We start from the raw sequence: 19,906 nt of genomic DNA on the forward strand, positions 1-19,906 counted from the left end.
GGCGCATATCCTGTGGGATTAGTCGCCGAGCGTCGCCACCATGACCGCTTTGATGGTGTGCATCCGGTTTTCCGCTTCATCGAAGACTATCGAGCCTGCGGACTCGAACACCTCTTCCGTGACCTCCAGTCCTTTCAGGCCGTAAGCCATTTCGATTTCGCGTCCCACTTTGGTGTGCTCGTTATGGAAGGCGGGCAGGCAGTGCATAAACTTCACATCAGGATTACCGGTAGCGTTTACCACCTGCTGGTTGACCTGATATGGCGTCATCAGACTGACGCGCTCCGCCCAGGCTTCTTTGGGCTCTCCCATCGAGACCCAGACGTCGGTATAGAGGAAATCCACACCGTGAACGCCGTCTTCAACGCTCTCCGTTAAGGTGATACGAGCGCCGGTAACGCTGGCGATTTCCCGGCACTGCGCGACCAGCGCGGCATCAGGCCAGAAGGACTTTGGCGCTATCAGGCGGATATCCATGCCCATCTTCGCCGCGCCCACCATCAGCGAGTTGCCCATGTTGTTGCGCGCGTCGCCCAGGTAGGCGAAGCTCAGTTCCGGCAGCGTTTTACCCGGCGCGTGTTCCAGCATGGTCATCAGATCGGCCAGGATCTGGGTGGGGTGAAATTCATCGGTCAGGCCGTTCCAGACGGGAACGCCCGCGTATTCCCCCAGCTCTTCCACAATGTGTTGACCAAAACCGCGATATTCGATGCCGTCATACATCCGCCCCAGGACGCGAGCAGTATCTTTCATGGACTCTTTATGGCCGATCTGCGAGCCGCTTGGGCCGAGATAAGTCACCTGCGCGCCCTGGTCGAAAGCGGCGACTTCAAACGCGCATCGGGTGCGGGTAGAGGTTTTTTCAAAAATCAGCGCGATGTTTTTGCCGATCAGCGTTTGCTTTTCGCATCCGGCTTTTTTTGCGGCTTTCAGCTCAATAGCCAGATCGATGAGGTGTTGGATTTCCGCCGGGGTGTAGTCAAGCAGCTTCAAAAAGTTACGATTTTTCAGTGAAATAACCATTACAATATCCTTGTTAAAATGAATTGCCTGATGGCGCTGCGCTTATCCGGCCCACGGTTATGCGCGCTCTGTAGGCCGAATAAGGCGGAAGCCGCCATCCGGTAAAAAGCCTTATGCGTCAACGTCGGCGGTTTCACACCGAATCAAAGTGCCTTTCTCGCCCGCGAGAATGGCTTGCCCATCCGCCAGCGAGCCGATTCCGGCAATGCCGCGGCAATGGCTGACAAACTCAGCGCAGGCGGTCACTTTCGGGCCCATCGAACCGGCGTCGAACTGCATTTCACGAAGCAGCTCCGGCGTAACCTGCGCCAGCGGGCGTTGGGTGGGTTTGCCCCAGTCGAGATACACCGCGTCGGCATCGGTCAGAATGAGCAGCGCGTCGGCGTGAATTTGGCTGGCAAGCAGAGCGGCGGACAGATCTTTGTCGATCACCGCCTCGATACCGTGGTAGCCATCGGCTTTTTCCACGACCGGCACGCCGCCGCCGCCGTTACAGATAACCAGGTGATCGCGGCTAATCAGCGCGCGGATGGCATCGTTTTCCACAATGCGTTTCGGCTGCGGGGAGGGCACAACGCGGCGGAAGGCGTTACCGTCGGCTTTGAATACCCAGCCCTTTTCTGCCTGTAACGCACGGGCCTGCGCTTCGTCGTAAATCGGTCCGATATATTTGGTTGGATTGAGGAATGCCGGGTCGTTGGCATCGACTTCGACCTGGGTGAGCAGGACGCTGATTTCGCGCTCCGGCAGATGATTCTTCAGCGCCTGTTGCAGCATGTAGCCAATCATGCCCTGGCTTTCCGCACCGAGAATATCGAGCGGGTAGGGCGTAACGTTAGCGTAGGCGCTATTTTGTAGCGCCAGCAGTCCTACCTGTGGGCCGTTGCCGTGCACTAACACCACGCGCCATTGCCGGGTAAGCTGGGCGATGGTTCTGGCCGCCAGTTCGATATTTTTACGCTGAATATCAGCCTCCAGCGGTTCGCCGCGTTTGAGCAGCGCATTGCCGCCCAGCGCGACGACCAGTGTGCGTTTGTTTTCCATAACGTCTCCTTTAAATACCATCGCGTTCCAGTGGACAGCTCATGCAGCGTGCGCCCCCGCGCCCGCGACCTAGTTCATCGCCGGGAATGGGAAGGACGGTAATGCCGGCTTTGTCGTATTTTTCGTTGGTCCAGATGTTGCGCTCATAGCCCACCACCACGCCTGGACGCAGGGTGAGCACGTTATTGGCGTCATTCCACTGTTCGCGCTCAGCTTCAAATGCGTCGCCGCCAGTGGTGATTAAGCGCACCTGATCGATGCCAAGCGCTTTTTCAAGAGCATGAACCAGCGTGCTCTCCTGGGTTCGTTTCAGACCGCCGCGTCCGTCTGGCGTCAGCGTCCAGCACTGAACGTCCGGGCGAACGACTTCCGGATAGACGGAGAAGGTGTCGATATCAATGTGGGTCATGACGGTGTCAAGGTGCATACAGGAGCGATGTTTTGGCAGTTCAACGGCAATAACGCGTTCCGCCTGACGATGTTTAAACAATGCCTGCGCCAGGAACTCGACGCCCTGCGGCGTAGTACGTTCAGACATACCGATCAACACCGCGCCGCGGCCAATCACCAGCACATCGCCGCCCTCTAAAGTGGCGTGGTCGTAATTAATGTCCTCGTCGCCGAAATATTTAATGAAATCACCGTCTGCGAATTGAGGATGCCAGCGATAAATAGCACGTAAATTATTCGTTTCACGTTGGCGTGCAGGTTTCGCCATGGGGTTAATTGAGACGCCGTTATATATCCAGCAGGACGTGTCACGGGTAAATAGGTGATTCGGTAATGGCTTCATAATAAAGTCATTAATATCGTGAGTATCGACCACCATATTTTTTATGGAGGCGGGGATTTCGCCGTAAGTTAAACCGCCGCTTAAATGGCGAGCCAGTTCACGGTGCGGCATATCCGCCAACCAGGCGCGAATATCTGCGGCAAAGGTGGGCCCAAGGCGATAATCGGAAATTTGCGTGTCCAGTAGCCAGGCTTTAGCGTCAGCCACATCCAGCGTTTGGGTGAGCAGGTCGGTTAACAGCAACACTTCTATCCCTTGCTGGCGCAGCGTGTTGGCAAAAATGTCATGCTCTTCGCCAGCGCGCTCTACGGATAATACATCGTCAAAAAGTAATTCCTGACAATTTGAAGGGGTAAGTCTTTTTAGGCTGAGATTGGGCCGATGCAACATTACACTGCGTAATTGACCGATTTCAGAACCGACAAAATGCTTTTCCATCATTATACCTTTTACATAATTTCAAGAATAAAGAAGGAGTGACTGCAAATATTTAGCGTGCTTGCAGTCGCGGCGTTTCAGTTAAATTCGGGAGCAATGATTGAATTTTATTTGGGTTGTTAATGTGATGAGATTCACATCAATCAAGGAGTGCTATTTTTCTTATTTAATATATGAGCCGGGTCAGAGAAATTCAAAAAACAATAAGGCATTAAATGAATTACTACGCAGCTATATGGTTTGTTATTTTTTTATTGTTAATTATTTGTTTGTTGTATTGAATGATATTTAAATCTTAACCACTTGAAAACAAAGTGATTATTTTTAAGAGTTGCATAACTATGCGTGAGGGGGATTTTATTATCGGGGATATTTAAATAATTTAAAAATAACTATGGATATAGAAGTCATTTATGCAGGGAGAGCGAATTGTGATCGCTAAAACGTTTTTATGTTAACGCCTTTAATATCAAAGCGTTGTTAGTGATGGCAATTTGGCACCGCTGGGGTTTATGCATAGATACTGCATAAAGTTGGGCGAACTATTAACAATATATAAACACCGCTGGCGATAAACATGCGCTGGTGCAAAATCGATGAGAGTAAGGGTAGTATGGCAGCCATTTTTCTCGTATAAAGAGAAAAATAAAACGCTGTTTTAACTAAGGGGATGCGATGATTATTGGCAATATTGAACATCTGGAGGCCTGGCTGCCGACGGCGTTACGGCAGGCGATTGAGCACGTCAATGCGCATGTCACGGCAACGACCGCGCCAGGTAAGTATGACATTGACGGCGACAGGCTGTTTTATATGATTTCTGAAAATATGACGGAGCCGGGCGAATCGCGCAGCGCAGAGTATCACGCCCGTTATCTTGATATTCAGATTGTGCTACAAGGTCAGGAAGGGATGGCATTCAGTACCCGGCCTGCAGGAACGCCGCACACGGACTGGCTGACGGATAAAGACATTGCATTTTTACCGACGAGCGTCGACGAGAAAACCGTCGTCCTGAACGAAGGCGACTTTGTGGTGTTTTATCCCGGCGAAGTGCATAAGCCCCTGTGCGCGGTGGGAGAACCGGCGCGGGTACGTAAAGCGGTTGTGAAAATGCTGATGGCGTAATATTTTGTCCGGATGGCGGCGCCTGCACGTTGCGATTTTGTAGGCCAACCGCCATCCGGCATCATAACGACATTATTTAGACAGCGTCGCTACCATTACTGCTTTGATGGTATGCATTCGGTTTTCCGCTTCATCAAAGACAATGCTGGCCGCAGACTCAAAAACCTCGTCGGTCACTTCCATCCCGCCATGTAAACCGTACTCTTCGGCCATTTTTTTGCCGAGCGTGGTTTCGTCATCATGGAACGCAGGCAGACAATGCAGGAACTTAACCTGCGGATTGCCGGTTAACGCCATCATCTGGCTGTTGACCTGATAATCACGCAGCAGGGCAATACGCTCCGCCCATTTCTCTTTGGGTTCGCCCATAGAGACCCAAACATCGGTATAGATAAAATCCGCGCCTTTTACGCCTGAGGCGATATCTTCGGTCAGGGTGATGGCGCCGCCATTCTTTTTCGCCATGGCGCTGCACTCCGCCACTAACGCGGCTTGCGGCCAGCAGGCTTTTGGCGCGACCAGACGGAGATCCAATCCTGTTAACGCGGCGGCTTCCAGCATGGAGTTACCCATGTTATTACGCGCGTCTCCGGCATAGACCAACGTCATCTCGTTAAAGGCTTTACCCGGCAGATGTTCCTGCATGGTGAGCAGATCCGCCAGTAATTGCGTTGGGTGATACTCATCGGTTAAACCGTTCCATACCGGCACACCGGAATATTCAGCCAGCGTTTCGACGATCTCCTGGCCATATCCTCGATACTGAATACCGTCAAACATCCGGCCCAGGACGCGGGCAGTATCTTTGATGGACTCTTTATGGCCGATCTGGCTCCCGCTGGAGCCCAGGTACGTCACGCGCGCCCCCTGATCGTATGCGGCAACTTCGAAAGAGCATCGTGTCCGGGTCGAGTCTTTTTCGAAGATGAGCGCAATATTTTTACCCACCAGCTTTTGTTCTTCTTTACCGTTTTTCTTATCGGCTTTCAGTTTGGCGGCAAGCTGCAACAGAGCAGTGAGTTCGCTGGCGGTGAAATCAAGTAACTTTAAAAAAGGTTTTTGGTAAAACGTAGACATACTTCCCTCACATGGCTTAGGCTTCTCATTGAATTAAAATTCACTTTATATGGATGATTATTCATTTGCAACCCTGTTTGATAAAACTTTTCTCGATAAGGTGGAGGCAACGTCGGCGGTATGTGACAATAAGAGTATCGGCAGGACATCTATGAGGAACGAGCTATGGCAAACCCGGAATTACTGGAAGAGCAGCGTGAAGAAACGCGGTTAATTATTGAAGAGTTACTTGAGGACGGCAGCGATCCGGATGCGCTGTACACTATTGAGCATCACCTTTCCGCTGACGATTTCGAAACGTTGGAAAAAGCCGCGGTAGAAGCCTTTAAACTCGGCTATGAAGTGACGGAGCCGGAAGAGCTGGAAGTGGAAGAGGGCGATACGGTTATTTGTTGCGACATTCTCAGCGAGTGCGCGTTGAACGCCGAACTCATCGACGCTCAGGTTGAGCAACTGATGAACCTGGCGGAAAAATATGATGTTGAATACGACGGCTGGGGAACCTATTTCGAAGACCCTAATGGCGAAGAGGGTGACGACGACGATTATGTCGATGAAGATGACGACGGCGTGCGTCACTAAAGCTGTATAGTATGACGGTACGGCAGCGTCTGCTGTCGTATTTTTTTAACAGGTTACGTATGAATTACCCGCAAATACTCTCTCCGGTGCTTAATTTCCTGCATTGCCCGACGCCGCAGGCGTGGATTGTCCAGGCCCGCGATCCGCAAAATCTTCCTCTTCTGCTTACCGATCACTTGATCTGCGAACTGAAGGCTGCGCAAACCGCGTTGCTGTTGGTGCGTAAATATGTCGCTGATAAATCGGGCGCCGACGCGCTGCTCGCCTGGCTGCAACCTTACGAGGCGTTCGCGTTTCGTCAGGGGCCGGAGCCGGATTTTGTTGCCCTGCATAGACAGATTAGCAAAAACGCCATGCCGCAAACTGATGACCCCTGGGGGCGTCAGCTGATCGACCGTATGGTGTTATTGATTAAAGAGGAGTTGCACCATTTTTGGCAGGTACGCGAGGTCATGCAGGCCAGAAACATTCCTTATGTGAAAATCACCGCCAGCCGCTACGCGAAAGGAATGTTGAAAGCGGTACGCACGCACGAACCGCTCACCTTAATTGATAAGCTGATTTGCGGGGCGTATATCGAAGCCCGCTCCTGCGAACGTTTTGCCGCTCTGGCGCCCTGGCTGGATGAGGATTTACAGACGTTTTATCTCTCGCTTCTGCGCTCCGAAGCGCGGCATTATCAGGATTACCTGGCGCTGGCGCAGCAGATTTCCGCCGAGGACATTTCTGCGCGCGTGCGCTATTTTGGCGAGGTGGAAGCTGACCTTATCTTGTCGCCAGACCGCGAGTTTCGTTTTCATAGCGGCGTGCCAGCCGCCGGATAAAGGGTAAAATTAAAGATTAGCGTTTTTATCTTTTACGCTGTCGCTGTCTGCAAAATTTGTGGTGGTCATCCGCCCGACATCAAACTGCTGGCGAGCAGAAAAAGTCATTTTCATGATATTCTGTCCTGAGTAAAGCCTGCCCTGCGGCAGGCAAAAAGAACTCACTCAGTGTTATATTCCCGAAAGGTGACCTTGAACAATGCCATTTTTGCATCATCACTACGGGTTCTTGTGTTGAAATACTTACTGTTTCACGCCTTTTGACGCTTCAGAGCAGGTCTTGCCAACAAAGGTTTGTTTAATTTTGTTGATGGAGGTTGTTTTATTACCTCCTGCATCGACATCCGATTTCATGGTCATCGCAAATTCTGTATCGCTTATTTTCGTCGTTTCTACAATAGAGTGCGATTTGGCATCAGGATTATTACACACAGTCTCATTGATCAGTTTAGTATCCGTACTTTCTACAAATGTTGTCGTGCAACCGCCTGCACTGGTAGAAAAACCCTTCACCATTTTTTTAGAATCTTCAGACATTTTAGGGGTATAACACATAAGCGTCGCTATGCCCGAATTTTTTTCATCCATTAATACTTCTTTTGTATCTGGATTGATGGTGCGCATTTCTATATTTTCCATTTTCCATTCACCGGGCTGTATATCTAAAGCATATACATTAGAGATACTAATAAACATAGCGGGGAAAACAATTGCTGATAATAGGCGTTTCATTTATAACTTCCTTGAATAATAAGTAATTCCCGGATAACAGGATGTTTCCGGGATTACTTATATCAGCAAAAATAATACCTGGCGAGGATAAATAAACGCCTGGTTTTCAGAGATCCTTTAACATCCTCACTTCGCAATCGACATGTCCGGTGCAGCCGAGCGGTTCGCTAATATGTTCAAATCCTAAACGTTCGTATAGCGCAATCGCCTCGCGTAAAAAAGCCGTTGTTTCCAGATAGCAGCGTTTAAAACCCTGTTCACGGGCATGATCCAGCGCCATCAGCGCCAGCTTTTTCGCCAGCCCCTGACCACGAATCACCGGTAAAAAATACATTTTTTGCAGTTCACAAATGTCTGGTTTGCTACAGGATAACGGCGCCACGCCGCCGCCGCCTACCACACAACCGTTTTGCTCTACCACCCAGTAGGCCGCGCCCGGTTGGCTATAAACCTGATACAGTTCATCCAGATTGGGGTCGGCAACGGTATAACCTTTATCGGCGGTAAGTCCGTATTCCGCTGAAACCTGACGGATGACACGGGCAATAGCGGCATTGTCGGCGGCAGTGATTCGGCGCACCGTGAGCGTTGGCGAGGCGACATTATTCATAATATGGCTCAATTTTTAAAATTTATTTATAGATTACTTTAATACCACCGTCTTGAGTCACGCGCAAGGAGATCCTGAATCAGACAAAATAAAAGGCGGAAAAATTAAACAAAAATAGTATCGTAGTCAAATCAGTAACAATTTACTGGTTTTTATTATTAATTCTAATAGATTGTAATTCAGGGATATGATTCATGAATAACGTTATCAGTAGTAAAGATAACCATAATCACACGTTGGTGTTTACAGGCAAGGGCGGAAAGTATTTTGTTATTTGCCTTGTGAATTTCTTGTTGACGTGTATCACGTTGGGAATCTATGCGCCGTGGGCGATGGTGAAATGTCGACGTTATATTTATACTAATATGACGCTAAACAATCAGCCTTTTGCTTACAAAGCCACGGGCGGCGCATTATTTATTAGTGTGTTGTTAGTTTTTATTATTTATATTGTTAGCCTCTCTCTTATTGAACACGGTCATCCCGGTCTCGGTTTTACGCTATTCGGCTTATTAATTGCGATTATTCCTTTTATGGCGGTGAAAGGATTACAGTATCAGGCGATGATGACTTCGCTTAATGGCGTACATTTTGGATTCCAGTGTTCCATGCGGCGCGCCTGGTGGTACATGTTCGCTCTCCCGGTACTCCTGATGGTGGCGCTTTATATTGTTCTTTATATTATCTCACTGGTAACCATCGCCGTCGGCGGTTTAGTGTTCAATATCGTTTTTCTCGGTTTGCTGGCTATTATTGGGATAGGGGTCATTAACGGTATTACCTACAGCAAATGGATGACCTTGTTTGGCAATGGCGCAAACTTTGGCATTCATCGTTTCTCGATTCAGGTTAATGTTAAAACGTGCATCAGAGGGTGCGTGTTGGCAATGTTGACCCTTTTCCCTTTTGCTGTCGTGATTGGTTATCTAATCGCGCCGGTGTTCACCGACATGATTCTTTTGAGTATGATGGGGAATGCGCAGGCAGGAGGGGCGCTTATTCTGCAATATTATGGCCAGATAATGGCATGTTATTTCCTCTATTTTCTCGCGATTATTGTGGTAACCAGTTACTTATATGTGGCGTTACGCAACCTGTTTTTAAACAATTTGTCACTGGCGAACGATTCGATTCGTTTTCATTCCTCTGTCACTGCACACGGTATGCTGTGGCGGTTACTGGTGGTGTTTGTGATTTCCGGCGTGACCTTAGGGCTGGCTTATCCGTGGTTGAAAATTTGGCTGGTGAGCTGGCTGGCGCAGAATACACAGGTCCAGGGCGATCTGGATTCGCTTGAGTTAACCAATGATGAGAAGCCGCTGGAAAACAGCCCGCTAATGTGGATTTCTCGTGGCATTATGCCTTACTTCCCGTTTATCTGATGTAAAAAGGCCGACGTTTACGTCGGCCCATAATTCATGTTGTCGGATGGCGGCGTGAATGCCTTATCCGGCCTACCGATCGCGCCATGTCAATAAGCGAACGTGTAGGCCTGGTAAGCGAAGCGCCATCAGGCTTTCAGATTACAGCGCGCTAATAACCGCCTGCTGCTCAATCAGTTTCGCTTTGGCTTCTGCGTAACCGTCCAGCTTCTCACGCTCTTTGGCAATCACCGCTTCCGGCGCACGGGCGACGAAACCTTCGTTGGACAGTTTGCCTTCGATACGGGCAATCTCGCCTTCGATTTTCGCCACTTCTTTCGCCAGACGCGCCAGCTCATCGTCTTTGTTGATGAGGCCTGCCATCGGGATCAGCAGTTCGGCGCCGTCGATGATTTTGGTCACGGAAACCGGGCCTTTGTCATCGGCTGGCAGCACGGTGATGCTTTCCAGACGCGCCAGGGTTTGCAGGAAGCTACGGTTGTCGTTAACACGACGAACGGCTTCTTCACTACAGCCGCGCAGCAGCAGTTCCAGCGGTTTGCCCGGGGCGATGTTCATTTCCGCACGAATGTTACGTACCGCGACGATCGCCTGCTTCAGCCACTCGGTATCGGCCAACGCGGCTTCATCCACCTGTGCGGCGTTATATTCCGGGAACGGCTGCAGCATGATGGTGTCGGCGGTAATACCGCAAATGACCTTCACGCGCTGCCAGATGGTTTCGGTGATGAACGGAATGATCGGGTGCGCCAGACGCAGCAAACCTTCCAGCACGGTGACCAGCGTATGGCGGGTGCCGCGCAGCTCAGACTCGGAACCCCCGGTCATCACCGGCTTGGTCAGCTCCAGATACCAGTCGCAGAACTGGTTCCAGGTGAACTCGTACAGGATGCCTGCGGCGATATCGAAGCGGAAGCTGTCCAGAGCGTCGCGGTAGGCTTTAACGGTCTGGTTGAATTCCGCCAGGATCCAGCGGTCCGCCAGCGACAGCGTCATTTCGCCGCCGTTGAAGCCGCAATCCTGCTCTTCGGTGTTCATCAGCACAAAGCGGCTGGCGTTCCACAGCTTGTTACAGAAGTTACGGTAACCTTCCAGACGCTTCATATCCCAGTTGATATCGCGGCCGGTCGAGGCCAGCGCCGCCAGGGTAAAGCGCAGGGCGTCGGTGCCGTGCGGCTCGATGCCGTTCGGGAACTGCTTCTCGGTACGCTTGCGAATTTTCTCCGCCATCTGCGGCTGCATCATATTGCCGGTGCGTTTTTCCAGCAGTTCCGGCAGGGAGATGCCGTCCACCATATCCAGCGGGTCGATAACGTTACCCTTGGATTTGGACATCTTCTGGCCTTCGTCGTCGCGAATCAGACCGGTCATATAGACGGTATGGAACGGCACCTGCGGCTTGCCGTTTTCATCTTTGATGAAGTGCATGGTCATCATGATCATGCGGGCAATCCAGAAGAAGATGATATCGAAGCCGGACACCATCACGCTGGTGGGGTGGAACTGACGCAGCGCGTCGGTGTTTTCCGGCCAGCCGAGGGTGGAGAAAGTCCACAGCGCGGAGGAGAACCAGGTATCAAGAACGTCTTCGTCCTGACGCAGCGCAACGTCGGCACCAAGGTTGTTTTCCTGACGCACTTCGTCTTCGGTACGGCCAACGTAGACGTTGCCGTCGTTGTCATACCATGCCGGGATACGGTGACCCCACCACAACTGACGAGAGATACACCAGTCCTGGATATCACGCATCCAGGAGAAGTACATGTTTTCGTACTGCTTCGGCACGAACTGAATGTCGCCGTTTTCAACCGCTTCCACCGCCGGTTTCGCCAGCACGTCTGCACGCACATACCACTGGTCGGTTAGCATCGGTTCGATAACCACGCCGCCACGGTCGCCGTAAGGGACGGTCAGATCGTGCGGTTTAATTTCTTCCAGCAGGCCGAGCGCGTCAACGGCAGCAACGATGGCCTTACGGGCAGCAAAGCGTTCCAGCTTCTGGAACTCAGCCGGAATCTCGCTGGAATAAACGTCAGACTCTTCACCTTTGGTATCGAACACTTCCGCGCTTTCGCGAATGTCGCCGTCAAAGGTCAGGATGTTGATCATCGGCAGGGCGTGACGTTTCCCGACTTCATAGTCGTTAAAGTCGTGCGCCGGGGTGATTTTTACGCAGCCGGTGCCTTTTTCCATATCGGCGTGTTCGTCGCCCACAATCGGAATGCGGCGGTTAACCAGCGGCAGAATAACGAATTTGCCAATCAGATCTTTATAACGCGGATCTTCCGGGTTCACGGCCACGCCGGTATCGCCCAGTACGGTTTCCGGACGGGTGGTGGCGACGACCAGGTAATCTTTACCGTCTGCGGTTTTCGCGCCGTCGGCAAGCGGATAGCGGATGTGCCACATCGAGCCTTTGGACTCGCGGTTTTCCACTTCCAGGTCAGAGATGGCGGTGCGCAGTTTCGGGTCCCAGTTCACCAGGCGTTTGCCACGGTAAATCAGGTCTTCTTTGTACAGGCGAACAAAGACTTCTTTCACGGCATTGGAAAGGCCTTCGTCCATGGTGAAGCGCTCGCGTTCCCAGTCAACGGAGTTGCCGAGACGGCGCATCTGACGGGTAATGGTGCCGCCGGATTCCGCTTTCCACTGCCAGATTTTGTCGATAAACGCATCGCGGCCGTAGTCGTGACGGGTTTTACCTTCTTCAGCGGCAATCTTGCGCTCAACCACCATCTGGGTCGCGATCCCGGCGTGGTCGGTGCCGACCTGCCACAGAGTGTTTTTACCCTGCATACGCTGGTAACGGATCATGGTATCCATGATGGTTTGCTGGAAAGCATGTCCCATATGCAAACTGCCGGTGACGTTCGGCGGCGGGATCATGATGCAGAAGGACTCTTTGCTTTCGTCGCCGTTAGGCTTGAAATAGCCCTGCTTTTCCCAGTGCTCGTAAAGCGGCTGTTCGATATCTTGGGGGTTATATGTCTTTTCCATTATTTCCAGGTTGCCGTATTCAGGTTAAAACCAGCCACGCGGTAGGCTTTGTAGCGTTCGCGCGCCAGTTGTTTCAAAGTTTCTTCGTAAGGGACGAAGTCTACCACTTCTGTGAAAGCGGTGGCAAAATCTGCAAAGCTTGTACGCAGGCTGATTAAAATATCGCGCGGGCTGCTGTTGCGTTTTTGCGGCCAGGCAATTTCAACCGGCGCGCCGCCGCGTGGGCCTTCGCCTGCCAGATTGTGCGGGACAAAACTTTCCGCCGGTCTTGCCCACAGCGCTTCATCCAACCGAATGGCCTGCTTCTCATCTTCGCAGGCGATCAGCACGCGCTTGCCGGCGCGCCAACGTTCTGCGGCAATTTCACACACCAGTTGTTCAACGGCGCTTAAACCATTGACGGTAGTGTCATTATCCAGAAGATAGAACGTCGCATTCTTCATATATGGGGCTTCTTGTGGTGGATTTAAATGCGTTGCCATGATGCATCCCGTAGGCCGGATAAGCGCAGCGCCATCCGGCAAAACGCCTGATGGCGGCGCTAATGCGCCTTATCAGGCCTACGGGGTAATCTCAAACTTACTCTTCGCCGTTAAAGCCCGCGCGATTGAGCAGGAACTGCGACAACAGCGCTACCGGACGCCCCGTCGCGCCTTTCGCTTTGCCGGAGCGCCAGGCGGTGCCGGCGATATCCAGGTGCGCCCAGTTATACTTACGGGTAAAGCGCGACAGGAAGCAGCCCGCGGTGATGGCGCCGCCAGGACGACCACCAATGTTTGCCATATCCGCAAAGTTGGACTCCAGTTGTTCCTGGAACTCATCGCCCAGCGGCAGACGCCACGCGCGATCGCCCGCTTGCTCGGACGCGCCGATCAGCTCATGCGCCAACGGGTTATGGTTCGACATCAGACCGGTAATGTGATGGCCCAGCGCAATCACGCAGGCCCCGGTTAGCGTCGCCACGTCAATGACGGCTTCCGGTTCGAAGCGTTCAACGTAGGTCAGCACGTCGCACAAAACCAGACGGCCTTCGGCGTCGGTGTTCAGGACTTCAACGGTTTGACCAGACATGGTGGTCAGCACGTCGCCCGGACGATACGCGCGTCCGCCCGGCATGTTTTCACAGCCCGCCAGCACGCCGATAACGTTAATCGGTAGCTGAAGCTCGGCAACCATACGCATCACGCCGTAAACCGCCGCTGCGCCGCACATGTCGTACTTCATCTCGTCCATCCCTTCAGATGGCTTGATGGAGATGCCGCCGGAGTCGAAGGTCAGGCCTTTACCCACCAGCACGATCGGGCGCGCGTCTTCGGACGGATTGCCCTTGTACTCAATCACCGACATCAGCGATTCATTCTGCGAACCGTGGCCGACCGCCAGATAAGCGTTCATACCCAGTTCGCGCATTTGCTGTTCGCCGATGACGCGGGTGATGACATTTTTGCTGTAGCTGTCAGCCAACTGGCGCGCCTGTGACGCCAGGTAGGCGGCGTTACAGATATTGGGCGGCATGTTGCCGAGATCTTTCGCTGCCTTAATCCCGGCGGCGATGGCCAGACCGTGCTGAATGGCGCGTTCGCCGCTGGTGAGCTCACGGCGGGTCGGCACATTAAAGACCATCTTACGTAGCGGGCGGCGCGGCTCGCTCTTGTTGGTCTTGAGTTGATCAAAGCTATAAAGCGTCTCTTTGGCCGTTTCGACGGCCTGACGCACTTTCCAGTAGTTGTTGCGGCCTTTGACGTGCAGCTCGGTCAGGAAGCAGACGGCTTCCATCGAGCCGGTATCATTCAGAGTATTTATCGTTTTCTGAATAACCTGCTTATACTGACGTTCATCAAGCTCGCGCTCTTTGCCGCAACCAATGAGGAGGATTCGCTCGGAAAGAACGTTAGGAACATGGTGCAGCAACAGAGTCTGCCCCGGTTTTCCTTCCAGTTCGCCGCGACGCAGCAATGCGCTGATGTATCCGTCGCTAATTTTGTCGAGCTGTTCTGCAATCGGAGAAAGGCGACGCGGTTCAAAGACGCCCACGACAATGCAGGCACTCCGCTGTTTCTCCGGGCTACCGCTTTTTACACTGAACTCCATGCACTATGCTCCTGAATCTTAAAGACAACAGTGGTGGCTACAGCTATACTCGTCGTCTTTCAAGTTGCAGATGCGTTGGCTGCGCCTGCTCACCCCTGTCGCTTACCTGATGTAAGCTCCGGGGCTCCACAGTCTTGCCGCCTGCCTGCAACTCGAAATCCATTAGAGTATAGAAATTGAAAGCTTTCGTAACTCATATCCGCTGTTGCGGTGACTTCGTGTTAATCTTAACGTTATTACGGCATTGGCACGTCAGAACAAGTTCTGAGAGGTGAATCCGCTGAGTATAATGATCTTAGCGATGATTTCGACGACTCAAGAGAATAAATGACGTTTAAGCCATGAAACAAGCTAAATTCCAGCAAAAAAATGGGTTTTTACGGGCGTATTTAAAGTGATAATCATAAGATATCTGGTGCGGGAGACGCTCAAAAGCCAGCTGGCGATACTCTTCATCTTACTTTTGATCTTCTTTTGTCAAAAGTTAGTGAGGATTCTCGGCGCGGCGGTTGACGGCGATATTCCCGCAAATCTGGTGCTCTCGCTTCTGGGGCTGGGCGTACCGGAAATGGCGCAGCTCATCCTGCCTTTAAGCCTGTTCCTGGGGCTGCTGATGACGCTGGGCAAACTGTATACCGAAAGTGAAATTACGGTCATGCACGCCTGTGGGTTGAGCAAAGCCGTGCTGGTAAAGGCCGCCATGGTACTGGCGTTATTTACCGGTATCCTTGCGGCGGTTAACGTGATGTGGGCCGGTCCCTGGTCGTCAAAACACCAGGATGAAGTGCTGGCGGAGGCGAAAGCGAACCCCGGTATGGCGGCGCTGGCGCAGGGGCAATTCCAGCAGGCGACCAACGGCAGCTCGGTGCTGTTTATCGAAAGCGTTGATGGCAGCGACTTCCACGATGTTTTCCTGGCGCAGATTCGCCCTAAGGGCAATGCTCGTCCTTCTGTGGTAGTGGCTGATTCCGGACACCTTACTCAGTTGCGCGATGGTTCCCAGGTTGTCACCTTAAACAAAGGGACACGTTTTGAAGGAACGGCGTTGCTACGCGATTTTCGCATCACCGACTTCCAGAACTATCAGGCGATTATTGGCCATCAGGCCGTGGCGCTGGACCCGAACGATACCGACCAGATGGACATGCGCACGCTGTGGAATACCGACAACGATCGCGCTCGCGCCGAGCTGCACTGGCGTATCACGTTAGTCTTTACCGTATTTATGATGGCGCTGATGGTCGTGCCGCTCAGCGTGGTGAATCCACGTCAGGGGCGCGTCTTGTCTATGTTGCCCGCCATGCTGCTTTATCTGCTGTTCTTCCTGATCCAGACCTCCATTAAATCGAATGGCGGTAAAGGCAAACTGGACCCGGTTATCTGGATGTGGGCGGTCAACCTGATCTATCTGGCGTTGGCGATTGGTTTAAACCTGTGGGATACGGTGCCGGTCCGCCGCCTGCGTGCCCGTTTTCTGCGTAAAGGAGCGGTATAATGCAGCCATTTGGTGTACTTGACCGCTATATCGGTAAAACCATTTTTACCACCATCATGATGACGTTGTTCATGCTGGTGTCGCTCTCCGGGATCATCAAGTTTGTCGATCAGCTGAAAAAAGCGGGGCAGGGTAACTACGACGCGCTGGGCGCGGGTATGTACACCCTGCTCAGCGTACCTAAGGATATCCAGATCTTCTTTCCTATGGCGGCGCTGCTTGGCGCGTTGCTGGGACTGGGGATGCTGGCGCAGCGTAGCGAACTGGTGGTGATGCAGGCATCGGGTTTCACCCGTATGCAGGTGGCGCTGTCGGTGATGAAAACGGCTATCCCCCTGGTGCTGTTAACCATGGCGATCGGCGAATGGGTCGCCCCGCAGGGCGAGCAGATGGCGCGTAACTATCGTGCGCAGGCGATGTATGGCGGTTCGCTGCTTTCCACCCAGCAAGGTCTGTGGGCGAAAGACGGGAATAACTTTGTCTATATTGAACGGGTGAAGGGCGACGAGGAGCTGGCCGGCATTAGTATTTACGCTTTCAACGATCAGCGTCGTTTGCAGTCGGTGCGTTACGCCGCTTCGGCAAAATTCGACCCGGGGCATAAGGTCTGGCGTTTGTCGCAGGTGGATGAGTCCGATCTGCAAAACCCGAAACAGATCACCGGTTCGCAGACGGTGAGCGGTACCTGGAAAACGAATCTGACGCCGGATAAGTTAGGTGTGGTGGCGCTGGACCCGGATGCGCTTTCCATCAGCGGTCTGCATAACTACGTTAAATATCTGAAGTCGAGCGGACAGGACGCCGGACGTTATCAGCTCAATATGTGGAGTAAAATCTTCCAGCCGCTCTCCGTGGCGGTGATGATGCTGATGGCGCTGTCGTTTATCTTTGGCCCACTGCGTAGTGTGCCGATGGGCGTGCGCGTGGTGACGGGGATTAGCTTCGGCTTCGTCTTTTACGTTCTCGACCAGATTTTTGGCCCGCTGACGCTGGTATACGGCATTCCGCCGATTGTCGGCGCGCTGCTGCCGAGCGCGTCTTTCTTCCTGATTAGCCTGTGGCTAATGCTGCGTAAGTCGTAATCACAGGCTGCCATCCGGCAATGCAGTAAAGCGCAGTGCCTGATGGCGCTGCGCTTATCAGGCCTACTATGACCCGTAGGCCTGATAAGTCCTTTCCGCCGCCATCCGGCAGACCGCCTGGTATTCCTCGAATGATGTAGTGCGTAACCTGACGCGTGGCGCTTTTGGCTACGCGTTAAGCTCAGGCAAGCTGCGGGAAAAAGTAGATCAAAAAATTTATAACGTGCTGCCGTGATAAATCTGATAACCCAAATCAATCGTATTATGGTTGAGATCGTTATTTTTAATTTTGTTGAGCAACATCTGCGCGGCTCTGCGCCCGATCTCAAAACGAGGGGTAATTACGCTAGCGAGGCTCGGTATCATTTGCCTGCCCATCTCCAGACCGTGGAAGCCGGCGATGGAGATCTGCTCCGGTACGGCCAGTTGACGCTCGCGGCACCACAGTAGAGCGCCCATTGCGATATCGTCGTTAGTACAAAAGACGCCATCCACGTCCGGGTGCGCAGCAAGCGCATCACGCATTAGCTGTATCCCCAGATGGATAGAGGAGATAGCGCGGGGATTGATGCGCAACGGCGCCAGCCCCCGGCGCGTCATCGCATCGCAGTAGCCATGATAACGCTGCTCATCACGGATATCGTCTTTTGAACCCAGATAGAGGATTTTACGCCGCTGGCGTTTATCCAGCATGGTGCTGACCATATCAAAGGCGGCCTGACGGTTATCAAACCCCACCTCCATATCTAAGCGATCGCCCTGGATATCCATGAGTTCTACAATCGGAAGGGTAGCTGAGCGCAGGAATTTGACGGTTCTGAGGGTATGATATTTTTCTGAAAGAATAATGCCGTCGATATTGTAAGACAGTAAATTGATAACGGACTCTTCTTCCGAATCGCGATTGTAATTGTAATTCGCAATGAGAGTTTGGTAGTTATGACCCGACGTTACGGATTCAATCCCGGCAAGAATGTCGGCAAACAACTGGTTCTGAAAAGAGGGGATCAGCACGCCCAGAGTGTAACTTTGCGCGTTTAACAGCATAGCTGGCGCGCGATTTGGTATGTAGTTAATTTCTTCCATGATCTGCGCAATACGCTCGCCGGTTTCCCTGGCGACTTTTTTCGGCGAGCGGATGTAACGGCTCACCGTCATTTTTGTCACGCCAGCAAGCGTAGCGATATCCTGCAAAGAAATTCTGTGATTCCTCATGTTTTCTCCAGTACCGGGGGCGGGAACGTCGCCCCCATGGTTAATTGGGCTGCGGATGATGAATTAATGCAGAACCGCATTCAGCGCCAGTACGCCCAGCAACCCCATGACAGAAATCAATGTTTCCATAACGGTCCAGGTGCGTAGGGTTTCCCCGACGCTAAGATTAAAATACCCTTTAAACAGCCAAAAACCGGGATCGTTAACATGTGATGCAATAACGCTTCCCGCGCCTGTCGCCAGTACCATTAACGCCGGATCGGCGTGGGTTACGTTAATAATCGGCAATACGACGCCCGCTGTGGTTATCGCGGCCACGGTCGCGGAACCTAACGCAATACGCAGCACGGCGGCTACCGTCCAGCACATTAATAACGGAGATAGCGAGGTGCCGGTCATTAATTGCGAGATATATTGGCCCACGCCGCTATCCACCAGCACTTGCTTAAACGCGCCGCCGCCCGCGATGATAAAAACAATCATCGCAATAGCGCCAATGGACTCGCCGACGATATCCATCACCTGCTCAACCGTACGTCCATTGCGTCGCCCCAGGGTAAAAATGGCGATGATAATGGCAATAAACAACGCCACTGCTGGATTACCGATAAATTCGAAGAAAACCCGCACGGCATTCGTTTTTGGCAGCGTGATTTCACATACCGCTGCGATGGCCATCAGAATGACCGGGATCACGGCGGCAAAAATACTGTTCCAGAATGACGGCATCTCCTCTTCACTGAATAGGTGAGGATTAAATAATCCTTCAGGCGGCGCTTTCTCAAAGCGCGCCAGCAATTTTGAAAACAGAGGGCCGGCAACAATCACGGTCGGTATGGTAATGATTAACCCATACAGCAGGGTCGTACCGAGATTTGCCTCAAAAATTGTCGCAATAGCGGTAGGGCCGGGATGCGGCGGCAGGAAGCAGTGCGTAACGGATAAGGCGGCGACCATTGGAACCCCGACATACAGCAAGGGCAGTCCCGATGAGGCCACAATCGTAAAAACGAGCGGCAACAGCAGTACGAATCCGACTTCAAAAAACATTGCCAGGCCGACGATAAGCCCGGTGATCACCAGCGCCCATTGCACGCGTTTTTTACCGAACGTATTAATGAGCGTCGTCGCAATGCGCTGCGCGGCGCCGGTATCGGAAATTAATCTTCCCAGCATCGCGCCAAAACCGAGGATCATGGCGAGTCCGCCCAGAGTACCGCCAATTCCGTTTTGTATGGAGTGCAGGACGTCTTGCGCGCCCATCCCTTCGGCAAAACCCACCACGGCGGCAACCAGAACAAGGGCGATAAAGCCGTTAACTTTAAAGCCAATCATTAAGACCAACAGCAGCGCAACGCCTGCCGCAATAATTATTAATGGCATATTCGTCTCT

General features: G+C 52.3%; 19 protein-coding genes. 7 read left to right on the top strand and 12 right to left on the bottom strand.

The features are described from left to right. Window positions 1–18 precede the first annotated feature (18 nt). The 3 genes from argF (ACLJRH_RS14685) to arcA all read right to left on the bottom strand — a co-directional run bounded on the left by argF (ACLJRH_RS14685) (window position 19) and on the right by arcA (window position 3,298). The gene (argF, locus tag ACLJRH_RS14685; RefSeq protein WP_000237031.1) at window positions 19–1,023 is read right to left on the bottom strand and encodes an ornithine carbamoyltransferase; all 1,005 of its coding nucleotides are present in this window, start codon (window positions 1,021–1,023) and stop codon (window positions 19–21) included. Window positions 1,024–1,134: 111 nt separating this feature from the next. Then, window positions 1,135–2,067, bottom strand: a complete 933-nt coding sequence (gene arcC, locus ACLJRH_RS14690) for a carbamate kinase (protein WP_000428751.1) — start codon at window positions 2,065–2,067, stop codon at window positions 1,135–1,137. A gap of 10 nt (window positions 2,068–2,077) precedes the next feature. Beyond that, window positions 2,078–3,298, bottom strand: a complete 1,221-nt coding sequence (gene arcA, locus ACLJRH_RS14695; protein WP_000410838.1) for an arginine deiminase — start codon at window positions 3,296–3,298, stop codon at window positions 2,078–2,080. Between the two features lie 675 nt (window positions 3,299–3,973). Between arcA and ACLJRH_RS14700 the strand changes: the two genes are divergently transcribed. Further along, on the top strand, window positions 3,974–4,426 hold the full coding sequence (locus ACLJRH_RS14700; protein WP_000583457.1) for a YhcH/YjgK/YiaL family protein: 453 nt from the start codon (window positions 3,974–3,976) through the stop codon (window positions 4,424–4,426). Window positions 4,427–4,498: 72 nt separating this feature from the next. Here ACLJRH_RS14700 and argF (ACLJRH_RS14705) read toward each other — a convergent pair whose 3' ends face one another. Both argF (ACLJRH_RS14705) and argL read right to left on the bottom strand, forming a co-directional pair. Then, a complete protein-coding gene (gene argF / locus ACLJRH_RS14705; RefSeq protein WP_000103041.1) occupies window positions 4,499–5,503 on the bottom strand; it encodes an ornithine carbamoyltransferase in 1,005 nt (334 codons plus the stop codon). Further along, window positions 5,473–5,652 carry a putative translational regulatory protein ArgL gene (argL, locus tag ACLJRH_RS14710; RefSeq protein ID WP_372784285.1) on the bottom strand — a complete coding sequence of 60 codons (180 nt, stop codon included), beginning with the start codon at window positions 5,650–5,652 and terminating at the stop codon, window positions 5,473–5,475. Before argL ends, argF (ACLJRH_RS14705) begins: the two co-directional genes overlap by 31 nt. 16 nt (window positions 5,653–5,668) lie before the next feature. Between argL and rraB the strand changes: the two genes are divergently transcribed. Together rraB and miaE are read left to right on the top strand one after the other, a co-directional pair. Beyond that, entirely contained in the window at window positions 5,669–6,085 is a 417-nt protein-coding gene (rraB, locus tag ACLJRH_RS14715; RefSeq protein ID WP_000002940.1) for a ribonuclease E inhibitor RraB, read from the top strand. An 11-nt stretch (window positions 6,086–6,096) separates the two neighbouring features. Continuing rightward, a complete protein-coding gene (miaE, locus tag ACLJRH_RS14720; protein WP_000218448.1) occupies window positions 6,097–6,909 on the top strand; it encodes a tRNA isopentenyl-2-thiomethyl-A-37 hydroxylase MiaE in 813 nt (270 codons plus the stop codon). 243 nt (window positions 6,910–7,152) lie between these two features. Here miaE and ACLJRH_RS14725 read toward each other — a convergent pair whose 3' ends face one another. Together ACLJRH_RS14725 and ACLJRH_RS14730 are read right to left on the bottom strand one after the other, a co-directional pair. Continuing rightward, complete coding sequence (locus ACLJRH_RS14725; protein WP_000826191.1) at window positions 7,153–7,641, bottom strand: DUF3617 domain-containing protein; 489 nt, start codon at window positions 7,639–7,641, stop codon at window positions 7,153–7,155. 106 nt (window positions 7,642–7,747) lie between these two features. Continuing rightward, on the bottom strand, window positions 7,748–8,251 hold the full coding sequence (locus ACLJRH_RS14730) for a GNAT family N-acetyltransferase (RefSeq protein WP_023137281.1): 504 nt from the start codon (window positions 8,249–8,251) through the stop codon (window positions 7,748–7,750). Window positions 8,252–8,445: 194 nt separating this feature from the next. Between ACLJRH_RS14730 and ACLJRH_RS14735 the strand changes: the two genes are divergently transcribed. After that, window positions 8,446–9,633 (top strand): YjgN family protein, encoded by a 1,188-nt coding sequence (locus tag ACLJRH_RS14735; protein WP_001066975.1) that lies wholly within the window; start codon window positions 8,446–8,448, stop codon window positions 9,631–9,633. Between the two features lie 141 nt (window positions 9,634–9,774). Here the strand turns inward: ACLJRH_RS14735 and ACLJRH_RS14740 are convergent, their stop codons facing one another. From ACLJRH_RS14740 to pepA, 3 genes are all read right to left on the bottom strand, one after another. Beyond that, entirely contained in the window at window positions 9,775–12,630 is a 2,856-nt protein-coding gene (locus ACLJRH_RS14740; RefSeq protein WP_000416331.1) for a valine--tRNA ligase, read from the bottom strand. Next, window positions 12,630–13,073, bottom strand: coding sequence for a DNA polymerase III subunit chi (gene holC, locus ACLJRH_RS14745; protein WP_001523689.1), 444 nt, complete (start codon window positions 13,071–13,073; stop codon window positions 12,630–12,632). The genes ACLJRH_RS14740 and holC overlap by 1 nt, the downstream gene beginning before the upstream one ends. A 136-nt stretch (window positions 13,074–13,209) precedes the next feature. Further along, window positions 13,210–14,721, bottom strand: a complete 1,512-nt coding sequence (gene pepA / locus ACLJRH_RS14750; RefSeq protein WP_000397158.1) for a leucyl aminopeptidase — start codon at window positions 14,719–14,721, stop codon at window positions 13,210–13,212. 280 nt (window positions 14,722–15,001) lie between these two features. On the opposite strand from pepA, the gene ACLJRH_RS14755 reads away from it, so the two are divergent. The 3 genes from ACLJRH_RS14755 (at window position 15,002) to lptG (ending at window position 17,298) form a co-directional block, all read left to right on the top strand. Continuing rightward, complete coding sequence (locus ACLJRH_RS14755) at window positions 15,002–15,052, top strand: hypothetical protein (protein WP_212724070.1); 51 nt, start codon at window positions 15,002–15,004, stop codon at window positions 15,050–15,052. 63 nt (window positions 15,053–15,115) lie between these two features. After that, a complete protein-coding gene (gene lptF / locus ACLJRH_RS14760) occupies window positions 15,116–16,216 on the top strand; it encodes an LPS export ABC transporter permease LptF (RefSeq protein ID WP_000584132.1) in 1,101 nt (366 codons plus the stop codon). Further along, window positions 16,216–17,298 carry an LPS export ABC transporter permease LptG gene (gene lptG, locus ACLJRH_RS14765; protein WP_023137282.1) on the top strand — a complete coding sequence of 361 codons (1,083 nt, stop codon included), beginning with the start codon at window positions 16,216–16,218 and terminating at the stop codon, window positions 17,296–17,298. The genes lptF and lptG overlap by 1 nt, the downstream gene beginning before the upstream one ends. Window positions 17,299–17,514: 216 nt before the next feature. Here lptG and ACLJRH_RS14770 read toward each other — a convergent pair whose 3' ends face one another. Together ACLJRH_RS14770 and idnT are read right to left on the bottom strand one after the other, a co-directional pair. After that, on the bottom strand, window positions 17,515–18,513 hold the full coding sequence (locus tag ACLJRH_RS14770) for a LacI family DNA-binding transcriptional regulator (RefSeq protein ID WP_001244061.1): 999 nt from the start codon (window positions 18,511–18,513) through the stop codon (window positions 17,515–17,517). A gap of 63 nt (window positions 18,514–18,576) precedes the next feature. Further along, window positions 18,577–19,896: a gnt-II system L-idonate transporter gene (idnT, locus tag ACLJRH_RS14775; RefSeq protein WP_001128356.1), complete on the bottom strand. Its 1,320-nt coding sequence runs from the start codon at window positions 19,894–19,896 to the stop codon at window positions 18,577–18,579. Window positions 19,897–19,906: the final 10 nt, after the last annotated feature.

The organism is Salmonella sp. SAL04162, assembly GCF_046551535.1.
In the GTDB taxonomy this organism is placed as follows: domain Bacteria; phylum Pseudomonadota; class Gammaproteobacteria; order Enterobacterales; family Enterobacteriaceae; genus Salmonella; species Salmonella enterica.